The organism is Thiocapsa rosea (genome assembly GCF_003634315.1).
In the GTDB taxonomy this organism is placed as follows: domain Bacteria; phylum Pseudomonadota; class Gammaproteobacteria; order Chromatiales; family Chromatiaceae; genus Thiocapsa; species Thiocapsa rosea.
Genome location: NZ_RBXL01000002.1, coordinates 126,821 through 143,488, shown reverse-complemented (window position 1 = coordinate 143,488; position 16,668 = coordinate 126,821). Strand labels below are relative to the sequence as shown.

General features: G+C 62.8%; 21 protein-coding genes and 1 pseudogene. 10 read left to right on the top strand and 12 right to left on the bottom strand.

Annotated elements, in window-relative coordinates:
* The first annotated feature begins 12 nt into the window (after positions 1 to 12).
* Positions 13 to 579: an SH3 domain-containing protein gene (locus BDD21_RS26955; protein ID WP_120800277.1), complete on the top strand. Its 567-nt coding sequence runs from the start codon at positions 13 to 15 to the stop codon at positions 577 to 579.
* An 83-nt stretch (positions 580 to 662) separates the two neighbouring features.
* Here BDD21_RS26955 and BDD21_RS26950 read toward each other — a convergent pair whose 3' ends face one another.
* Positions 663 to 917 carry a hypothetical protein gene (locus BDD21_RS26950; RefSeq protein WP_120800276.1) on the bottom strand — a complete coding sequence of 85 codons (255 nt, stop codon included), beginning with the start codon at positions 915 to 917 and terminating at the stop codon, positions 663 to 665.
* 115 nt (positions 918 to 1,032) lie between these two features.
* Between BDD21_RS26950 and BDD21_RS26945 the strand changes: the two genes are divergently transcribed.
* The 4 genes from BDD21_RS26945 to BDD21_RS26930 all read left to right on the top strand — a co-directional run bounded on the left by BDD21_RS26945 (position 1,033) and on the right by BDD21_RS26930 (position 3,453).
* Complete coding sequence (locus BDD21_RS26945) at positions 1,033 to 1,341, top strand: monooxygenase (protein WP_120800275.1); 309 nt, start codon at positions 1,033 to 1,035, stop codon at positions 1,339 to 1,341.
* Between the two features lie 292 nt (positions 1,342 to 1,633).
* The gene (locus tag BDD21_RS26940) at positions 1,634 to 2,224 is read left to right on the top strand and encodes a hypothetical protein (RefSeq protein WP_120800274.1); all 591 of its coding nucleotides are present in this window, start codon (positions 1,634 to 1,636) and stop codon (positions 2,222 to 2,224) included.
* 95 nt (positions 2,225 to 2,319) lie between these two features.
* Entirely contained in the window at positions 2,320 to 2,739 is a 420-nt protein-coding gene (locus BDD21_RS26935) for a DUF2267 domain-containing protein (RefSeq protein WP_120800273.1), read from the top strand.
* Positions 2,740 to 3,273: 534 nt separating this feature from the next.
* Entirely contained in the window at positions 3,274 to 3,453 is a 180-nt protein-coding gene (locus BDD21_RS26930; protein ID WP_120800272.1) for a hypothetical protein, read from the top strand.
* Positions 3,454 to 3,494: 41 nt separating this feature from the next.
* Here BDD21_RS26930 and BDD21_RS26925 read toward each other — a convergent pair whose 3' ends face one another.
* Positions 3,495 to 3,749, bottom strand: a complete 255-nt coding sequence (locus BDD21_RS26925; RefSeq protein ID WP_120800271.1) for a hypothetical protein — start codon at positions 3,747 to 3,749, stop codon at positions 3,495 to 3,497.
* A 131-nt stretch (positions 3,750 to 3,880) separates the two neighbouring features.
* Between BDD21_RS26925 and BDD21_RS26920 the strand changes: the two genes are divergently transcribed.
* Positions 3,881 to 4,588, top strand: coding sequence for a cupin domain-containing protein (locus BDD21_RS26920; protein ID WP_120800270.1), 708 nt, complete (start codon positions 3,881 to 3,883; stop codon positions 4,586 to 4,588).
* Positions 4,589 to 4,595: 7 nt separating this feature from the next.
* Here BDD21_RS26920 and BDD21_RS26915 read toward each other — a convergent pair whose 3' ends face one another.
* Complete coding sequence (locus BDD21_RS26915; RefSeq protein WP_120800269.1) at positions 4,596 to 5,147, bottom strand: pyridoxamine 5'-phosphate oxidase family protein; 552 nt, start codon at positions 5,145 to 5,147, stop codon at positions 4,596 to 4,598.
* Positions 5,148 to 5,265: 118 nt separating this feature from the next.
* Between BDD21_RS26915 and BDD21_RS26910 the strand changes: the two genes are divergently transcribed.
* Positions 5,266 to 5,574 (top strand): monooxygenase, encoded by a 309-nt coding sequence (locus BDD21_RS26910; RefSeq protein WP_120800268.1) that lies wholly within the window; start codon positions 5,266 to 5,268, stop codon positions 5,572 to 5,574.
* A 34-nt stretch (positions 5,575 to 5,608) separates the two neighbouring features.
* On the opposite strand, the gene BDD21_RS26905 is transcribed toward BDD21_RS26910, so the two are convergent.
* From BDD21_RS26905 to BDD21_RS26885, 5 genes are all read right to left on the bottom strand, one after another.
* On the bottom strand, positions 5,609 to 5,914 hold the full coding sequence (locus BDD21_RS26905; RefSeq protein ID WP_120800267.1) for a hypothetical protein: 306 nt from the start codon (positions 5,912 to 5,914) through the stop codon (positions 5,609 to 5,611).
* A 226-nt stretch (positions 5,915 to 6,140) separates the two neighbouring features.
* Positions 6,141 to 6,902 carry a hypothetical protein gene (locus BDD21_RS26900; RefSeq protein WP_120800266.1) on the bottom strand — a complete coding sequence of 254 codons (762 nt, stop codon included), beginning with the start codon at positions 6,900 to 6,902 and terminating at the stop codon, positions 6,141 to 6,143.
* Between the two features lie 163 nt (positions 6,903 to 7,065).
* Positions 7,066 to 7,608, bottom strand: a complete 543-nt coding sequence (locus BDD21_RS26895) for a hypothetical protein (protein WP_120800265.1) — start codon at positions 7,606 to 7,608, stop codon at positions 7,066 to 7,068.
* A 254-nt stretch (positions 7,609 to 7,862) separates the two neighbouring features.
* Positions 7,863 to 8,474 (bottom strand): NAD(P)-dependent oxidoreductase, encoded by a 612-nt coding sequence (locus BDD21_RS26890; RefSeq protein ID WP_120800264.1) that lies wholly within the window; start codon positions 8,472 to 8,474, stop codon positions 7,863 to 7,865.
* Positions 8,475 to 8,584: 110 nt separating this feature from the next.
* The gene (locus BDD21_RS26885; protein ID WP_211335242.1) at positions 8,585 to 9,211 is read right to left on the bottom strand and encodes a thermonuclease family protein; all 627 of its coding nucleotides are present in this window, start codon (positions 9,209 to 9,211) and stop codon (positions 8,585 to 8,587) included.
* A 370-nt stretch (positions 9,212 to 9,581) separates the two neighbouring features.
* Here BDD21_RS26885 and BDD21_RS26880 point away from each other — a divergent pair, with 370 nt between their 5' ends.
* Positions 9,582 to 10,472, top strand: a complete 891-nt coding sequence (locus BDD21_RS26880; RefSeq protein ID WP_120800230.1) for a tyrosine-type recombinase/integrase — start codon at positions 9,582 to 9,584, stop codon at positions 10,470 to 10,472.
* A 4-nt stretch (positions 10,473 to 10,476) separates the two neighbouring features.
* A pseudogene (locus tag BDD21_RS26875) lies at positions 10,477 to 11,565 on the top strand (IS91 family transposase); the annotation flags it as partial.
* Between the two features lie 680 nt (positions 11,566 to 12,245).
* On the opposite strand, the gene BDD21_RS26870 reads toward BDD21_RS26875, so the two are convergent.
* The 4 genes from BDD21_RS26870 to BDD21_RS26855 all read right to left on the bottom strand — a co-directional run bounded on the left by BDD21_RS26870 (position 12,246) and on the right by BDD21_RS26855 (position 16,395).
* Positions 12,246 to 13,748: an ISNCY family transposase gene (locus BDD21_RS26870; RefSeq protein ID WP_170164973.1), complete on the bottom strand. Its 1,503-nt coding sequence runs from the start codon at positions 13,746 to 13,748 to the stop codon at positions 12,246 to 12,248.
* A gap of 643 nt (positions 13,749 to 14,391) precedes the next feature.
* Complete coding sequence (locus BDD21_RS26865) at positions 14,392 to 14,991, bottom strand: YkgJ family cysteine cluster protein (protein ID WP_120800262.1); 600 nt, start codon at positions 14,989 to 14,991, stop codon at positions 14,392 to 14,394.
* 182 nt (positions 14,992 to 15,173) lie between these two features.
* Complete coding sequence (locus BDD21_RS26860; RefSeq protein WP_120800261.1) at positions 15,174 to 16,079, bottom strand: ImmA/IrrE family metallo-endopeptidase; 906 nt, start codon at positions 16,077 to 16,079, stop codon at positions 15,174 to 15,176.
* On the bottom strand, positions 16,072 to 16,395 hold the full coding sequence (locus BDD21_RS26855; RefSeq protein ID WP_120800260.1) for a helix-turn-helix domain-containing protein: 324 nt from the start codon (positions 16,393 to 16,395) through the stop codon (positions 16,072 to 16,074). The genes BDD21_RS26860 and BDD21_RS26855 overlap by 8 nt, the downstream gene beginning before the upstream one ends.
* A gap of 77 nt (positions 16,396 to 16,472) precedes the next feature.
* On the opposite strand from BDD21_RS26855, the gene BDD21_RS29350 reads away from it, so the two are divergent.
* Positions 16,473 to 16,652, top strand: coding sequence for a DUF2188 domain-containing protein (locus tag BDD21_RS29350; RefSeq protein WP_425470288.1), 180 nt, complete (start codon positions 16,473 to 16,475; stop codon positions 16,650 to 16,652).
* Positions 16,653 to 16,668 lie beyond the last annotated feature (16 nt).

Sequence of the window (16,668 nt, the reverse complement as noted above, 5' to 3'; positions counted from 1 at the left end):
CGGAGGAACAGGATGAAACGCAGGATGCTATTGCTGCTTGTCGGGGGATGCCTCACAGTGTCGGCCTTCGCGGATACGGCTGCCGTGAACACGCCGGGCGACGGCTTTTTGGCCCTTCGCAGCGAACCGAGCACGAAGCAAGGTGTGCGTCTCGGGAAGATCCCGCACGGGACCCTGTTGGAGTTGGGCGAGTGTGTTCGTCCCTCGGCAACGCATCGCTGGTGCAAAACCACCTATCAGGGGCAAATCGGCTGGATCTTGGACACCTACGTCATTCGGGACACTGCACGCGTGCGGGAAGGTCAAACCGCGGTCGATCCATCGGTGGAGCGCGCAATCCTGCGGGCGGTCGCCGAGGACTGCACGCCCGATTGGTGTCGAGCGAGCGTCGAGCAGGTTATGGGCCGCTATGCGACGGTCTTTATGATGTGCACCTTGCAGGCGTGCGAAAACGCCACCGCGTATCTGAAAAAAGAGGGCAACACCTGGGTGCTGGTCGATCACGGCACGGGCATCACACATGAGGATTTGATCGGGTATGGGTTTCCGTCCTCTGTCGTGGATGCCCTGATGCAGTGAGGCGGGCGGTTCCGCCTTTTGCGAGGCCCGATCGACGAAGGCATGGAGAGACCCGGACTTCTCGCTCGCCGGCGGCAGGAGGCTCACCTCAGCTGCACCTCGGCGACGTGGATCTGTCTGCACAAGTCCAGGACCTGCCCCGCCAGCGCACGCTCAGCCCGATCGGTCTCCTCGAAAGCCAAGCTCGCGTTGCCATCCTCCAGGCTTTCGATCACGGTCTCGGGATCAAAACGGGTCAGACGGATACCGGCCCTGACGCGCTCCAAAGCGGCGAGCAGGGCAGGGAGGTGGACGCGGTTGCGTCGGCGGATTTCTTCCAGCAATGCATTGCGATCCATGGCGTCACCTCGTCGGAATTGCGTTATGTCGGCGAAGACGTCGACTCGGTCGGCAGAGCGTCTGCGCATTAAACTCCTGAACGAAACCCGCAACCGCGCCAACGAGAGGTTCCCAATGCCCATCCTCCTACAGATCGACTTCCCCTTCCAAGGCCCTTGGGGCGCCGAGATGAGCGCCACCATGCGGGGCCTCGCCCAATCCATCGCGCAAGAGCCCGGCTTGCTCTGGAAGATCTGGACCGAGAACCCCGAGACGGGCGAAGCCGGCGGCATCTACCTCTTCACCGACCGGCCCAGCGCCGAAACCTATCTGGCGATGCACGCCGAGCGACTCGTCGGCTTCGGGATCCCGCACGTCAACGCCAAGCTCTTCGAGGTGAACAGGGAGCTTTCCGCGATCGACCGGGCGCCGCTCGAGGCGTGAAGAACAAGGATCCGGCACGTGAAAATCAATGGGCAGGCCCACCGCAAGATCCAACGAACGACTCCGCGGATCGCGCGGACCATGGGATGACATGATGGTCAAGGCAGAGCGAATCGCAGTCATCGGCTTCGGTATTACCGGGCTCGCCTGTGCACGACGCCTGACCGATGCCGAGACCCGGCCCGGACATGCTTTAACTGCCGCAAGTTGGCAACTTGCTTGAGCAAACGACTCTCTGGGACCGCCGCTCGATTTCAACTTCACCTACCATAATGCCTGCGACTGTCTCGCCATGCCCTACAACGAATTCCTCAGCGCTGCAGCAATCACGCTTACGCTCGTGGCGTTCTACCCGTATCTGCGCGGCATCATCCAAGGACAAGTGAAGCCCCACGTCTTCTCTTGGATCATCTGGGGAAGTACAACTTTCGTGGTCTTCCTCGCTCAGCTCCAAGCCGGCGGGGGAGTAGGAGCCTGGCCCATCGGGGTTTCCGGTGCAATCACGCTCCTGATTGCCGTACTTGCCTACGTCAAGCGAGCGGATCTCACCATCACGGGAGCGGACTGGTTTTTCCTCGTTGCGGCTTTCTCCTCTCTTCCACTGTGGTATGCGACCTCCGATCCCATGTGGGCAGTGGTTGTGCTCACCGCCGTCGACCTCTTGGGCTTCGGACCAACGATCAGAAAAGCCTATGCGGCACCTCACTCAGAATCATTGACGTTCTTCGGTCTCTTTGCGGCGCGCAACATCATCGTGGTCATGGCACTGGAGCGCATTTCCGTCGCGACGGTCTTGTTTCCTGCCGCCATCGCAGTAGCCTGTATTTTTCTCATGACCCTGATCGCCTATAGAAGAAGGGTTCTGGCCGCAACGTCGCCTTAAAGCTTGGACCACCCAGTCGGATCAGGAACTCGACTCGAACAGGCTCCCGGATCTCGGGGAACTCTTCCAAGAACTCTGAAGTGTAGGACGTCGACATGCCGGTGCCTGCGGAATATGAGCGCGCTTCAGCGCAGTTTTATGATTATCTGGTGGACGCACGGGATACGGCCGGGCTTTGGAGCACCCACGTCGCCTATACCATGACACAGGGGGTCTTTCAGGTCTTCCGGCGAAGGTTATCGACGAACGATGCGATTGCATTCGCCAATGTCCTGCCAATTTGCCTCAGGGCACTGTTCGTGACCGATTGGAATCTCGACGAGGAAAGAAAGCCATTCGAGGATCGCGAGTCCATGACACGTGAAGTCAAGTTGCTGCGCGCGGAACATAATTTCTCCCCGGAAACCGCGATCCGGGATGTCGCGCAGTCGTTGAGGCGGCACGTGGATGAAGAAGCCTTCGATCGATTGCTCGCTCGCTTTCCTGAGGGTGCAAGGGGATTCTGGGAGCCATGAACCACACTCGGCCCGGACGCCTCGCAAGACGTCAGCCGGCGTCGGAGTGAGCCGTCGCGGCCCCTCGGCTGAGATTTCCACTCGGCTCGGATGGACCCGCCATTGCCCTATCAAACCCTCGGCTATGCCATCTTCGCGCCCGCCTATGCTGGCTTCGGACTGCTGGTGGCGTGGGCCTGATGGCGCTACCCGCCGAGAGTCGGGTTTGCCAGAATTTGCGGTGCTTTGCCCGCTACGAGGACGGGTGATCAATAGGTGGGGTGATGTGCACGCTGAAGTGGATCTGCTGGATGTCGTGCGAAGCGGCCTTGCGCCGGATCGAGAAGCGGGCGAGGAATGGAGCGTGAACCGGGCTGGATGAATCCAGGTGGGCAGGTGATCCATCCGCACCGAAAGTCTCGATCCCGAGAGTGGCTCGCACCCGACCGACATGAGCGTTGACGGCGGCATGCGTCGAGCGACTTGGCGAGGACTCATCACTTAGAATCCACCTCGCCTGCTAAGGAATCCCCTCTAACAACAGGAGACAGCACCGTGAACGACTACAGCAACCGCGTCACCGTCGTCGACATCCAGATGCCCTTTTGGTCCATGGTTGTCTTCATGGTGAAGGCGGCCATCGCGTCCATACCGGCCATCATCATCCTCTCCATCTTGTTTGCGATCGTCATGGCGATCTTCACGGCCATGTTCGGCGGCATGGGCATGATGTAGGTCCGCGTCTCTGCCTCGCGCCGCCGTCGGCGGCGAGAGGCTCACTTGAGCTGCGCCTCGGTGACGTGGATCTGCCTGCACAGATCCAGAACCCGCGCCGCCAGCGCACGCTCGGCCCGATCGGACTCCTCGAAGGCCAGGCTCGCGTTGCCATCCTCCAGGCTGTCGATCACGGCCTCGTGATCCGCTTGGGTCAGGCGGATGCCGGCCCTGACGCGCTCCAACGCGGCGAGCAGGGCAGGGAGGTGGGCGCGGTTGCGTCGGCGGATTTCTTCCAGCAGTGCCTTGCGGTTCATGGCGTCGCCTCGTCGCTGCGTTGATGTCGACGGCGGATGCCGCAACTTCCGGTAGATCGGCAGAACGGCCGAGCGTGTGCGTCGCGCGCTCCGGTCCGATGCATTCTCCTCGACCCGACCACCAACCCGCCATGATCGAAGTCCCGTCTACATCGATATCGCCGCCCCCTACGACCCTTGCCGACGTCCATGCCGACCTTGCCCGACGCGAGGTCGTCGACACTGCCGCGATGTCATGGGAACCCAGCCCGAGCGGCACCGTTTGGCGCAAGCCGCTGTTCCGTCAAGGCGGTGAATCCGGCCCGGTGACCAGTATGGTGCGCTATGCCCCCGGCGGGGCCTTCCCCGAGCATACTCATCCCGAGGGCGAGGAGATCCTGGTTCTCGACGGGGTCTTCTCCGACGAACACGGCGACTATCCGGCCGGCACCTTCCTGATGAACCCCCACGGTAGCCGGCATTCCCCGCGGTCCGCTCCGGGATGCACGCTCTTCGTGCGACTGCGTCAGTATCCTGGCGCGGATCGCCCGCGGTTGGTCGAGGACACGCACGCCGGGGAAGGCTGGCGCCCCGGCCTGGTGGAAGGTCTCGCCGTACGCCCCCTCTACGCGCAGTCCGGCTACCCTGAGAGCGTCGCCCTGGTGCGCTGGGCGCCGGGGACGCGGTTTCAGTCCCACACGCATTGGGGCGGCGAGGAGATCCTGGTCCTTGAGGGCGAGTTCGCCGACGAGTACGGGCGCTATCCCGAGGGCACCTGGATCCGCAGTCCGCATCTGAGCCGGCATACCCCGTTCTCGGATACCGGATGCCTGATCTACGTGCGGGTCGGGGGGCTGTGAAGCCAGGCTATCGCTTTTTCTCGACGATCCGGGTCGGGATGCCGTCGATACTGACTTGGTTCTTCTGCTCCCAGTAGTCGCGCACGCCCTCGTCGCCTTTCTTAACCGCCCAGTCGACGAGCTGCTCGCGATCACCGCGATAGGCGAAGTAGGGCACGCCCATTCCGCAGGAGGTCTGCACTAAGTGCACGGCGAGGTCGAAGATCTGACGCGCTCCCGGTAACGGCTTGAACAACGACAGGAGATCGGCCCAGTCGGGATCACCTGGATGGACTACACGCGCCGCGCCGTAGACCCGCAGAATCATCGGCGGATCCTCGAAGGCGCAGAACATCAGCGTCATCCGCGGATCGCGCTGCACGTGTGCCGAGGTCTCGTTGCCGCTGCCGGTCAGGTTCAGCCACAAGACACGACCGACGTCGACGACCCGCAGGGCGTCCATACCCTTCGGAGAGAGGTTGATGCGACTGTCCTTGGTCGCCGTGGCGACGAAGAAGATCTTCTGCTCGGCGATGAAGCGGATGTGCCGTTCGGAGAGTTCATCGAATTTCCGGCCCATTGTCATGCTCTCCCGTGCGAACCAAGTCGATGTGTCGTCGGCCGAAGCCTCCGCTGGCAGACCGCCGTTGCAGTAGACTCCAGGGCCTTACCCTCCACCGCACCAACGAGAGGTCCAGATGTCCATCCTCCTACAGATCGACTTCCCCTTCCAAGGCCCTTGGGGTGCCGAGATGAGCGCCACCATGCTGGGGCTCGCCGAATCCATCGCGCAAGAGCCCGGCTTGCTCTGGAAGATCTGGACCGAGAACCCGCAGACGGGCGAGGCCGGCGGCATCTACCTCTTCGCCGATCGAATCAGCGCCAATGCCTATCTGACGATGCACACCGAGCGGCTTGTCGGCTTCGGTGTGCCGCACGTCAACGCCAAGTTATTCGAGGTGAATCGGGAGCTCTCGGCGATCGACGGGGCGCCGCTGGAGTCTTGAAGCACGGCCGTCGGATGACGCCTCCGGTGCCGCTTCACCGATCCCGGAGCAACCACCGCCCCGACCCGTAATCCGGTGTGTTGGTCCCGGGGATAGCATCGTAGACCTTGCCGTCGCGGATGATCCGACGGTCAGCGGAACCATAATCCGGGGTGCGGGTGCCGGGGATCGCCGGATAGATGACCCCGTCCCGCTCGATCAAGAGCGGCCCGCCGTAGTCGGGGGTGTTGGTGCCGGGGATCGGGCGCCAGATCTCGGTATCGGCCCGGGCCGGCATGGCGGACCCGACACCGACGCCCAGCAGCGTCACCCACAGGATCGATCGCACGGACAGGTTCATCGGTTCACCTCCATCATCGCCACCATGTTGCCGGGGTGACGGCGAAAATCGACGGTTTCGCGTGGCGCATGGACGACCGCGCCCCAATGGCAGAGGTCGGGATCACGCGTGTCCCAGGATGGCATCGTGATGCGACACGGCCTGTCGGATCGCGCTTTCGGTCCACACGCGCCCTTGGTCCATGGTGCCGCTCCGACGTTTCGTCACGACGGAACGGCCGATGGATCTAGACGATCACACCCGTTTCTCCGGGCAACAGGATCGGTGCATCGTCCGAACAAGGTTTAATGTAAAGACCCAAACGATAGAGTCGATTCCAAACCTGATCCCGCCTTTTCGGCGACAAACGCCGATCGATCAACTCTTGGATGACGGAAATAAAGAGAAAATCGTCGGTGTCCATCACCATGCGTTTTTGATTCCCGAGGTCCAAGTGGGCTTCGTAATCGTTCTGCTCGTGTTCGTAGAGCTTCCAACACTGACCGCTGCGCTTGTCGCGAATCTTCAGCCCGGCCGGCCATGCCAAACTCTGCTCACCGCATTCCCTCAGTACCTCGGCCTGTTGCTCCGCATGCGCGAGGGCCTTGGGATCCCCCCGGACACGCAGCCGCCGGAGTCGATCATCGAATGTCATGCAGTCGGAGAGCATGACGAGCTCGAGCTCGAAGGAGGGCGTTTCCCGCGCCATCGCGATGTAGATCAACTCGACATTCGCCAGCATGTCGTAGATGACATGGGCGACAAGCAATGTGAGGAGCACGGACCGCCACAGTGGGTCGCCATGCAGCAACTCCTGCGCGACCAGCAGGGTGAGCAAGAGAACGTAGACCAGCAGGATCGTGTTGATCCCGAGAGGACTGATCAGATTACGAAGGTGATGCATGCCCACATAGCCACCCACAACGACCCTCGGGTAGAAGCGAGTGAAGATGAAGGTCCGAAGTCCTTCGATCGATGAATCCTTGTATTTACGCTTCAGCGTGAACATACGTGCCTTCCATAAGAGTACGATTCGGATCATCTCGCGTGGTGTGATCTGCTCCCGAGAGCCGGTCGTGACCCACGCGCCCTGACCCAAGCCTCTCACACCGGTGCGTCACGGCATGTCGGATCAACCTCGCCCGGACCGCAACGCGGACCCTCGGCCGCGATCACCGACCCGCACACCTCCTCAACTCGCCTTGGAGGGCCTCGGTGAAGGTCTGCTTCACCTCCAGCCAGGATCGGCTGGCGATGGTGATCGGTGCCGGCGCCGGAAAGTCCTTGAACCAGGGACCGTAGGAGGGGCGCAACACCTGCTCACGCTCGGCGGCGAGCACCGCGAGGTCCGCGCGCTTGACCTCGGGCGGCTCGGGATGAATGAGGCCGAAGACCTCCGCCACCACGGCGGTGATGCGCACCTCCACGGCTTTGTACTCCGGCAGCACCTGTTTCAGCGGGCTCACCATATCGCCGATGTACGCCTCGGCGGCATCGTGCAGCAGCCCGTCCAGACGAAGGTCCGGGGGCAGCAGCTCGGCGACGTGGAGCGAATGCTGGGCGACGCTGTAGGGGAACAGCGCAGCGCCGTTGAAGCGGTTCATCAGCGACAGGGAATGGACAATGTCCTCCAGGCACACCATCTCGGGTTGCGGATCGCGCAGGTCGAACGCGATGCCGCTATAGGTGTGGATGTCGACGGGTCGGGTGGTCATGAGCAGCGCGCGGGCCTCGGTTCAGGGGTGGTCTCGGCATCTTGCCACCGACCGCCTCCCGACGCGGCGATGCGTGCCCGTCGCGAGTGCGACGGTCGGTACCGCACACATGAAATCATCCCGCCATCGTGTCGGGATCGCCGTCCTTGCGGTGAATAGCCGCCTCGATCACCGCACGAAATGCGGCGAATCGATCCATCCATCTGGCCGTCCCGCGTCACGTCACCGTCCCGAACCGAACCGATCCAGCCGGCTCAAGTCACCGCCGGGCATTGGTGCAGGTAGATCGTGTCCGACAGCTGGCGCAGGACGAAGTCGGCCACGTCCGCCCGGCTGACGAGACCGGCCATCAGGGAAGGGTCAGTGCCGCTGAGATAGTCGCCGGTGCACGGTCCGTCACCGAGCCCGCCGGGACGCACAATGGTCCAGTCCAGGCCGCTCGCCCGAATGAGGCGTTCCTGTTCCGTCTTGGCCGCGATGATGGGTTTCAACACCGTGTCCATGGCCTGCTGAAACTGCGCACTGACCTGCTCGCGACTGTCGCCGACCCCGAGCGAGGTCACGGCAACGAGCCGACGCACACCGTGGGTCTGCATGGCCTCGATGATACGTTGCGTACCCTGCGCCTCGACCGGTTCGGCTCCGACCCCGGAGCCCAGTACGCAGATCACGGCATCCGATCCCTGAACACAACGGCTGGTCGCCTCCTCATCGAGCACATCACCCTGGATGAGGCTCACCCCGCTGCGCGCCTCGATCTTGGCGGGGTCGCGCACCAGTGCCGTCAGGGTGTGCCCCGCCGCGAGAGCCTGCTCCAGAACCTGTCGGCCGGTTCCACCGGTCGCGCCGAAGAGTGCGATCTGCATGCTCGGATGTCCTCGAGGAATGTGGTTGATCGAGACGGTCACCGGAGCGGAGCGCCCGGCGACCTAGGGCATGATGACGGCTGGATCGGCAATCAACCGTGCCACCCCGATCAATCCCGCGGGAAATACTTCTTCGACCCGCTCTCCCGCACGCAGTAAATCCCGCCCTTCGGCCCCGTGCAGAGCCGCCCGGAATCGCACGGACAAGCGCCCGAGCTCGGCTTTGGGGGCACCGCGTTCCCGCCGCCGCGCCAATCCCAGGGCGCGATCGGCCTCGGGTCGGCCCAGAGTCCGACCCCATCCCTTCGCGCCGCCTTCTCGGCCGCCTCGTAGAGACGGCGGTCGCTCGGGGATTGCTCGCCCGCGTAAGAGCGATACCACCAAGCGTAGCCGGCTCGCACCAGGGCCAGGTTCACGTCGGCCCCGTCGAGCATGAGCTTACCGACCAGTCGATCGTAGCGATCGCGCTTGTGCCAAACGACGGTCAGGGTCTCGCCGCCGACTAGCTCAGAGAGCACCCGCTTGGCCTTGGCCCCGAAGGGTTGCTTGCTCTCGGGGGCATCGATACCGGCGAGGCGCACTCGGTGGGTGCGCTGGTTGGCATCGAGCACCTCGACGGTATCGCCGTCGAGAATTCGAACGACTTTGCCGTTGAGGGTGTAGGCATGGGCTGGAGGGAAGAACGGGAGGGTCAGGACGAGGAGGGCAGGGAGCAAACGCAGGAGCGAAAGAGACACGAGGTACCCCGGACAGCGGACATGGGTACCTTGGAGGGTAGACCAGTCCGCCGCCCGAGAGCGGCTGAGATGACCCGTGTTGTTTCCAACATCATCTCGTCACGGATTTCTAAGATTCGCTCATCTGACTTCTGCCGATCTATCCGTACTGCAGCACCTCTGGCCGAGAGGCGGCGGAAGGGCCCGTTCTCGACCCGGACCGGCCACCGAGCCGAGCTAGCCGACCGATCACTTTGCCCCAGAGGACTAAACCGCTCGCGCGGTAGGGGAGCGGGGATCGGATCTTGGAGCAAAAAGGCGGCGGACCAGCGGCTTGCGGTCTAGAGGTTGGAGGTGCAGTCAACCTCAACCTCCAGACAGGAGCACCGCCATGTCCGCCACACCGAATCCCATCAGCCCGTTGCGTCAGCGCATGCTCGAAGACATGCGCATGCGCAAGCTCGGCGAGAAGACGCAGGCCGGATATCTGCGAGCCGTGCGTGACTTCAACGTCTTTCTCGAGCGCTCCCCGGCGAACGCCACGGCGGAGGACGTGCGTCGCTACCAGCTGCACCTGGCCGACCGGGGGGTTTCGGCGATCTCGATCAACGCCGCCTTGACGGGTCTGCGGTTCTTCTTCGACATCACGCTCGATCGCGTCGCGGTGATGGCGAAGGTGGCGCATGTCCACCAGCCACGCACGCTGCCGGTGATTCTCAGCGTCGAGGAGGTCACCCGGTTGCTGGAGGCGGCGCCGGGGCTGAAGTACCGCGCGGCCCTCTCGGTCGCCTATGGCGCAGGGCTGCGTGCCTCGGAGGTGGTGTCGCTGAAGGTCGGCGACATCGACAGCGAGCGCATGAGCATCCGGGTGGAGCAAGGCAAGGGGCACCGGGATCGCTATGCGATGCTCTCCCCGACCTTGTTGGAGGTATTGCGGGCATGGTGGCGCGAAGGACATGCTCGGGGCAGGATGCTGCCGGGCGGATGGCTGTTCCCGGGGCAAAACCCGGTGGATCCGATGTCGACCCGTCAGCTCAATCGGGCCTGTCATGCCGCGGCCGACGAGGCGGGGATCACCAAGCGGGTCTCTCTGCACACGCTCAGGCACAGCTTCGCGACGCATCTGCTGGAGCAGAAGGTCGACATCCGGGTGATCCAGGTCCTGCTCGGGCACCGCAAGCTCGAGAACACCGCGCTCTACAGCCAGGTGGCGACCCGCACCTTGCGCGAGGTCACCGGTCCGCTGGAGCGCTTGGGCGGGGGCAACCCGGCGCCCGCCTGACCCGCGCACGCCGCTGCTCGGCGGTCATGTGGAGCAGTGCGACGCCTGCGGGCACATCCAAATCGCCTACAACTCCTGCCGCAACCGTCACTGCCCGAAGTGTCAAGGCGCGGCGGCGCAGCAGTGGCTGGCCGCCCGCGAGGCCGATCTATTGCCCGTGGAGTACTACCATGTGGTCTTCACCCTGCCGGCGCCGATTGCCGACATCGCCTATGACAACAAGCGCGTCGTTTACGGCCTGCTCATGCAGGTCGCCGCCGAGACGTTGCTGAGTATCGCCGCGGATCCCAAGCACCTCGGTGCCCGCATCGGCTTGACCGCCGTGCTCCATACTTGGGGCTCGGCGATGACGCATCACCCGCACGTGCACTGTATCGTCACCGGGGGTGGTCTTTCGCCCGACGGCGAACGCTGGGTGGCCTGTCGCCCCGGATTCTTTCTGCCCGTGCGCGTGCTCTCGCGGTTGTTTCGTCGGCGCTTCCTCGAACAGCTCGGTGCTGCACAGCAGGCCGGAGACTTGGCGTTCTTCGGCGAGCACGCGCACCTGGCCGCGCCCGAGGCCTTCGCCGCCTGGCTGGCCCCGCTGCGCCGGCAGGAGTGGGTGGTCTATGCCAAGGCACCGTTTGCCGGACCCGAAGCGGTGCTCGCCTATCTGTCGCGCTATACCCACCGCGTGGCGATCTCCAACACGCGTCTGATCGCCGATGATGCGCAGGGCATTACCTTTACCTGGAAGGACTACCGTACCAGCGGGCGCCACCGCCACAAGCGCATGACCCTTGCGCCGGAGGAGTTCATGCGCCGCTTCCTGCTGCACGTCCTGCCCTGCGGCTTGCATCGCATTCGCCATTACGGGCTGCTGGCCAATACGGCACGCGTGCGGAACTTGGAGCGTGCCCGCGCGCTGTTGACCGCCCCGGTCAACCCGATCCTCGCCATCCCGGTCGCGATGGAACCGGCCGCGTCGTCGGATCCGAGCACCACCACGGCCCGGCCCTGTCCGTGTTGTGGCGCCCCGCTGCGTATCATCGAGACCTTCATGCGAGGCCAAGTCCCACGTGCCGTCCCTTCACCGCGCAGTGCTTCGCCATGAGCCCCGCCCACGACCCCACGACGGCGGCGCTGCATCCGCGCCCGATGCGCCGGCTCGGCACCGGTCACGGACGGGCTGTGCCTCAAGCCCCGATCAGGAACAAAGCGAAGGTGACAGCCAAGCTGCCGATGGCCAACGCTCGCGCCATGACCCGCGCCGGGGAGACTCGACCAGCCCGCCCGCGCAGACCCGATCCGCTTTCCGGACCGCTCGCTCCGAGGCCGCGCCCCTCAAATCCCCATAGCCCGGAGCCAACCTCCCGCGGTTTCCTCCCTCGAGGCTTATCAGACGCCTACCGCCGCTCGCGCTCCGAGTCTTAGTCGTTAGCCCGCTTCAATGCCGTACCAGCCTCCACCGTCATCCTGCGGCGGCAGGCATCTGATAACCCTTAACAATAGCCGTCACCGAGGAAACACTCATCAGCGTCCCTTGAATGTCTCGTTCCGGTCACCGCCCCCTAAGAAATCCAGCACCGCCAACATAGTGCTCGACCGAAAACCCCGTTTTTTCCCGTCCCCGCACCCCGTCCTGAATGGCGGCCGGGGGCGAGTGTATTCAATCGAGCCTCATTCGATGCCCATTCGCGCAATCAAGCCGCTTAAATGAGAACGACTCGCATCGCCACCATGCGGCAGGCGCACCACTCCCGTCGGAGGAGGCGTCCGGCCCGATCGACAGGGTCAAGCCGCGCGTCGTCGGCGCTGTCGTTCCCGCTCGCGTCGCGCGTCCTCGGCCTCCCGCGCCAACAGCAGCGCGCCGATGCGCTGGATGTTGCGCGCCACCACTGCCAAGGCGACATAGCGCTTGAAGCCGTCGATCCCGTGATCGCGACAGCGGTCGAGCCCGTGGACCTCCAGCGCGTTGATGGCGGACTCCACGGCGGAGTGTTTCCGGCGCAGGTGGATGAAGCGCGGATCGCCTTCGCGTTCGCGCTCCACCGCCGAGCACTTGCCCTTCTTCGGCAGCACCGGAAAGTCGATCACCTCGGCCAACCCGCGTTGGTTGGCGGGGCTGTGAAAGCCCTTGTCCATGCTCGCGCTGGCGACCGTCGGGAAGCGCTCCACGGTCTCCTCCACCAAGGGAACGGCGACCTGATCGTCGGTGATGCGCTCCATGACCCGATGGTGCAGGATGAAGCCGTGCTGGTCTTCGACGATCGCCACGCGCAGACCCAGCTCCACCGGCACGCCGGCCTTGCCTTTGCTGATCCACTCGGTGTGGGGCTGGAAGATCGAGAAGACCTTCTCGGCATGCGGGATGGTCTGTCCGCACAGCACGCGGCGGCGGATCTGGTCGATCTGCCGCTCGCCGTGGGCGATGAAGGCATCCAGCGGCGCGAGCTGGACGTCCGGCAGCGCCGCGATCAGGTGCAGGCGGATGCGCGTCTCGCGCGCCCGCATCAGAAAGCCGCCGGCCAACTCCAGATAGGCGGCATGGGCCGCTTCGATCTCGACACGTCGTGCGGCCCGTTTGTCCGGATCCTGCGCGGTGGAGCGCTTGAGGGCTTGCGCCCGCCGATAGGCTTTCTTCAGGCAGCGCACGTTGTAGGCGCTTTGCCGCCAATCGCTCAGGCCGGCGTCCTCGCACAGCCCGGCGCTGGTTTCGATGGCCTTGCGCACGGCGTCGCAGAGCAGGTTGATGTCGGTGGGGTAATGCACGTGGGTCTCGACCACGAAGGAGTCACACCGCACCGCGAGGGGCTCGTCCGGACGGGTTTCGACCAGCGTATGGCCGGCATCCACGACCGCTTGGTTGATGCGGTCGAGCAGCTCGGGCGTGAACAGGCTCAGGTTGTCCTTGAGCGTCTGCAGGCTGTAGGTCGTGTCGTCGGCCCAGTCGGCATGACCGAGCATCTTGCGCAGGGTGGTGTGCTGGTTGGCCAGCTCGAGAATCCGATCGTAGTCGGTATTGAGCCCCAAGCGCAGCACCCCGAGCACCAGGATCGCCCACTGCGACAGACCGGGTCGGCCGGTCTCGGGGCGCGCCTTGCCGTCCTCGCCGCCGCCCGGCGGGCGCACCTCGGCGAGGATCGCGAACACGGGTTCGCGCAGTTGCGGGAGGGTGTAGATGTGCTGCAGTCCGCGCAGCAATTGCGGGATGTCGTCGCGCGAGCGCAGATCCAGCGCGATGGCGGCGATATCCTCCTCGCCGAGTTTCAATTGCGGATCGATGACGTTGCGCATAGCGGTTCGAATCACGAAGTTGATGAAGGCTCATGGCGCGCCCCGGCGAAAGTAGGCCGAGATCGCTGCCGAGTCATCGTAAAATCAATAGCTTGTGGCCTTACCTGTCCCTCTCGATCGAAAATCGGCGAGATCTTCGATCATGGGGACATATTATAACCGACTGTTTGAGAATAGGAAAGTTGGTTTCTGTTCGGGCACAACATAGGAATAGGCCCTACCGACGTATCGAAATCCGCCATCTCGCCAAATTGGTACATTTCGGTCCCAAGCGAGCACGGTGACGCCTGCGTCTGCGGCACGACTCAAGAACACCGGCGCCGTGAGATGCGGGACGCACCGGGACACCATCTTGCATGCCCTTTGAACCGCCCCCGGTTTTCCAGAGGATCCAACTTACGAGGGGATGGAGGACCGACGACAGGATCGAGTTTCACCCGAAGTGCGCGAGCGCGCCGTTGGCCTGGTGCATGAGCCTGCTCGATGCCTGGGCCCTGAACAAGATCTAAGGGGGTCAGCTCAAACCGCGGTCGAGCATGAAGCACTGGTCTCGGGTCCTACAATGCCGGCGTCGCGTAGATCGAAGAGGTCGCCCTGCGCCGGGCGCGTCGATGCTTAACGCCCGCGGAAATGCACCGCCCCGTCAATTGCCGGTCGCGCCCGAAGCAGCAAAGATCACCCGGATATCAGTCGGCGACGCGTTTCCGCTCTCCGAGAGGATCAGTCCCATAGCTCTGTCGACCTCAGTAAAGCCCAAGAGAGGAAATTCCTCGGCGTTCGCCCTGTCCGGATGACACCAGTGAGATGTCTGCGTCAGAACCGTGTGACGCCGGCACAGGAACGGCCTTGCTTCGTAGATCGAGCAAACATTTTCCATGAGGAATGGACACGGCTGTCTTGGGCCCGGTGTTGGGCCTAGCGTAGCCTGTCGGCGATGTGGCGTTTCCTGTTCAATGAACGCGATCTCCAACTCCGTGACATCAATCGCCTGGTTGTGGCAACATAACGAACAGCCTTTCTTGCACGGCAGATATGGACGGATGGCTCCGTGGAGTTCGTCCATGAACTCGAAGAGTAGTTCCAGCTTTCTCAATGGCTTACGCTTGCTCTTCTGGAATATCGGCAGCAGACCTTCCTCTTTCGCTACCAACTTTGGCGGCAACCGACGGATGATCCGCGCACGATTCTGCTCCGCGTACTTCTGTTCAGAAAGCAGATCAGTCGACACCATGAGATCCTCCATTGCACCGCAAACCGTGCAAACACAGCATCGAGCTGCGGATTCGATTTCGCCGGTTATGCAAAGTGGTGCAGCATCACCAGCTCGTCCAGGGGACTTTCCCGAGATTCATCTCCACTCGGCGACTCCCCAGTCGTTGCATGAGTGAACTTCTGGGTGCTTCCCCACCCTGCTGGCGCTCACATCTAACGATTGAGTAACTTGTCATATCGAGCAGAAACATCTTCTTCCGCTTCTTCGTCCTGCTCAAGACTGTCCACTGTATCACTGAAGTGCAGCAATGAAATGGTGAAGTCGTACTGATCCGAAAACAGAACGAGTTCCTCGCAGTCTTCGGGAAACCAGACACCTGGCGCATGTCTCGTGGACCCTCTGCACGCATCCAGCTCATGCTGGCGAGCAGCCAGCGCCGATGGTGGTACAGGAACAGGAGGACGATCCGCTGTCTTGATGTACAAGCGCGTTCGAAACGCGCGCTTGCTAGACCGTGCCCACAACACGAACTCATCCCGTGAGAGAACGAGCATTGCTCTCCGCCGCGTGTATTGAATCCAACGCAGGGCGGCCGCGATCAGAGAAACCTCGTATCTTCTGGCACACTCGCCAAGTTCTTCAAACCCCGGCTTGTCCTGGTCGCCGATACTCCGTCTAAAATCGTCGAGCGGCATCAACAAGTTGGCAGCAAAAACATTCGCCTGATGCTCGATCTGCCGGTACTCCGATTCCCAGCGTACGATGTCCCGCGCGTTGCAATCGATTCCATCTGGATGCGCAAGGCGATGGAGCAGGTAGTGCCCAAACTCGTGCGCCAGCGTGAAGTTGATCCGGCCGGGAGAAGTGATGTCCGAGTTATAAAAGATGCCCCACCCTTTCTTACCCGGCGGAGCCTTGTGGAGCGATCCCTCAAATCCGGGTAACGAGGCCCCTTTGACACGGGTTACAGGATCGTCCGGAAAAAGCTGATTGGAAATCTCCTTGGCTACAGCCTTCACATCTACTGGGAAACGGTCTCGGCCATCGCCGTGGACCGCGTTCAGGATGTGGGTCAGCTTGAACGCCCACCGTTCAGGGCTGAGGGCCTCGTCACTCATCGTCTTCCCAGATATCGACCAAGCTGCGGAGCTTCGCCTTTGTAGCAGGGTCCATACGGCGATACTTCCGATAAAAAGCGGCGTCTTCCGCGTTCTCCTCGCTGACCGTCGCCTCCTTGTCCAGCAGGTATTCGATGGTTACGCCCAACTTTTCGGCGATCCTGGACAGTTTCTCCGCTGAGGGTCTTGGTGGCGTCTTGTTCTCGAGCTCCCAGATGTAGCTTTTGCTCGAGCCGGTCAGTTCTGCCAGCTGATCCAAGGTCAATCTCTTCTCCTTGCGAAGGCTTCGAATCTTGTCCCCCAGTGTGGTGACCATTCCCCCGGACCTCTGACGACAAACATGAAATATTGTTCGGTAGTCTGAACAATAGCCACTTGACTTCCGAAAAACAAATGCTAATCTTTCGGATGTTCGGAGTGGCGAACTTTTTGTACCACTACCTGAAACAGGAGCTCGTTCAGATGCCACGCGGTCCGAAAACACACCACGTCGTGCCGAGCCCTAACGGGGGCTGGGCCGTGAAGCGCGGCGGCAGCAACCGCGCAAGCAGCCACCACGAGACCAAGCAGTAAGCAATCAACGCAGGCC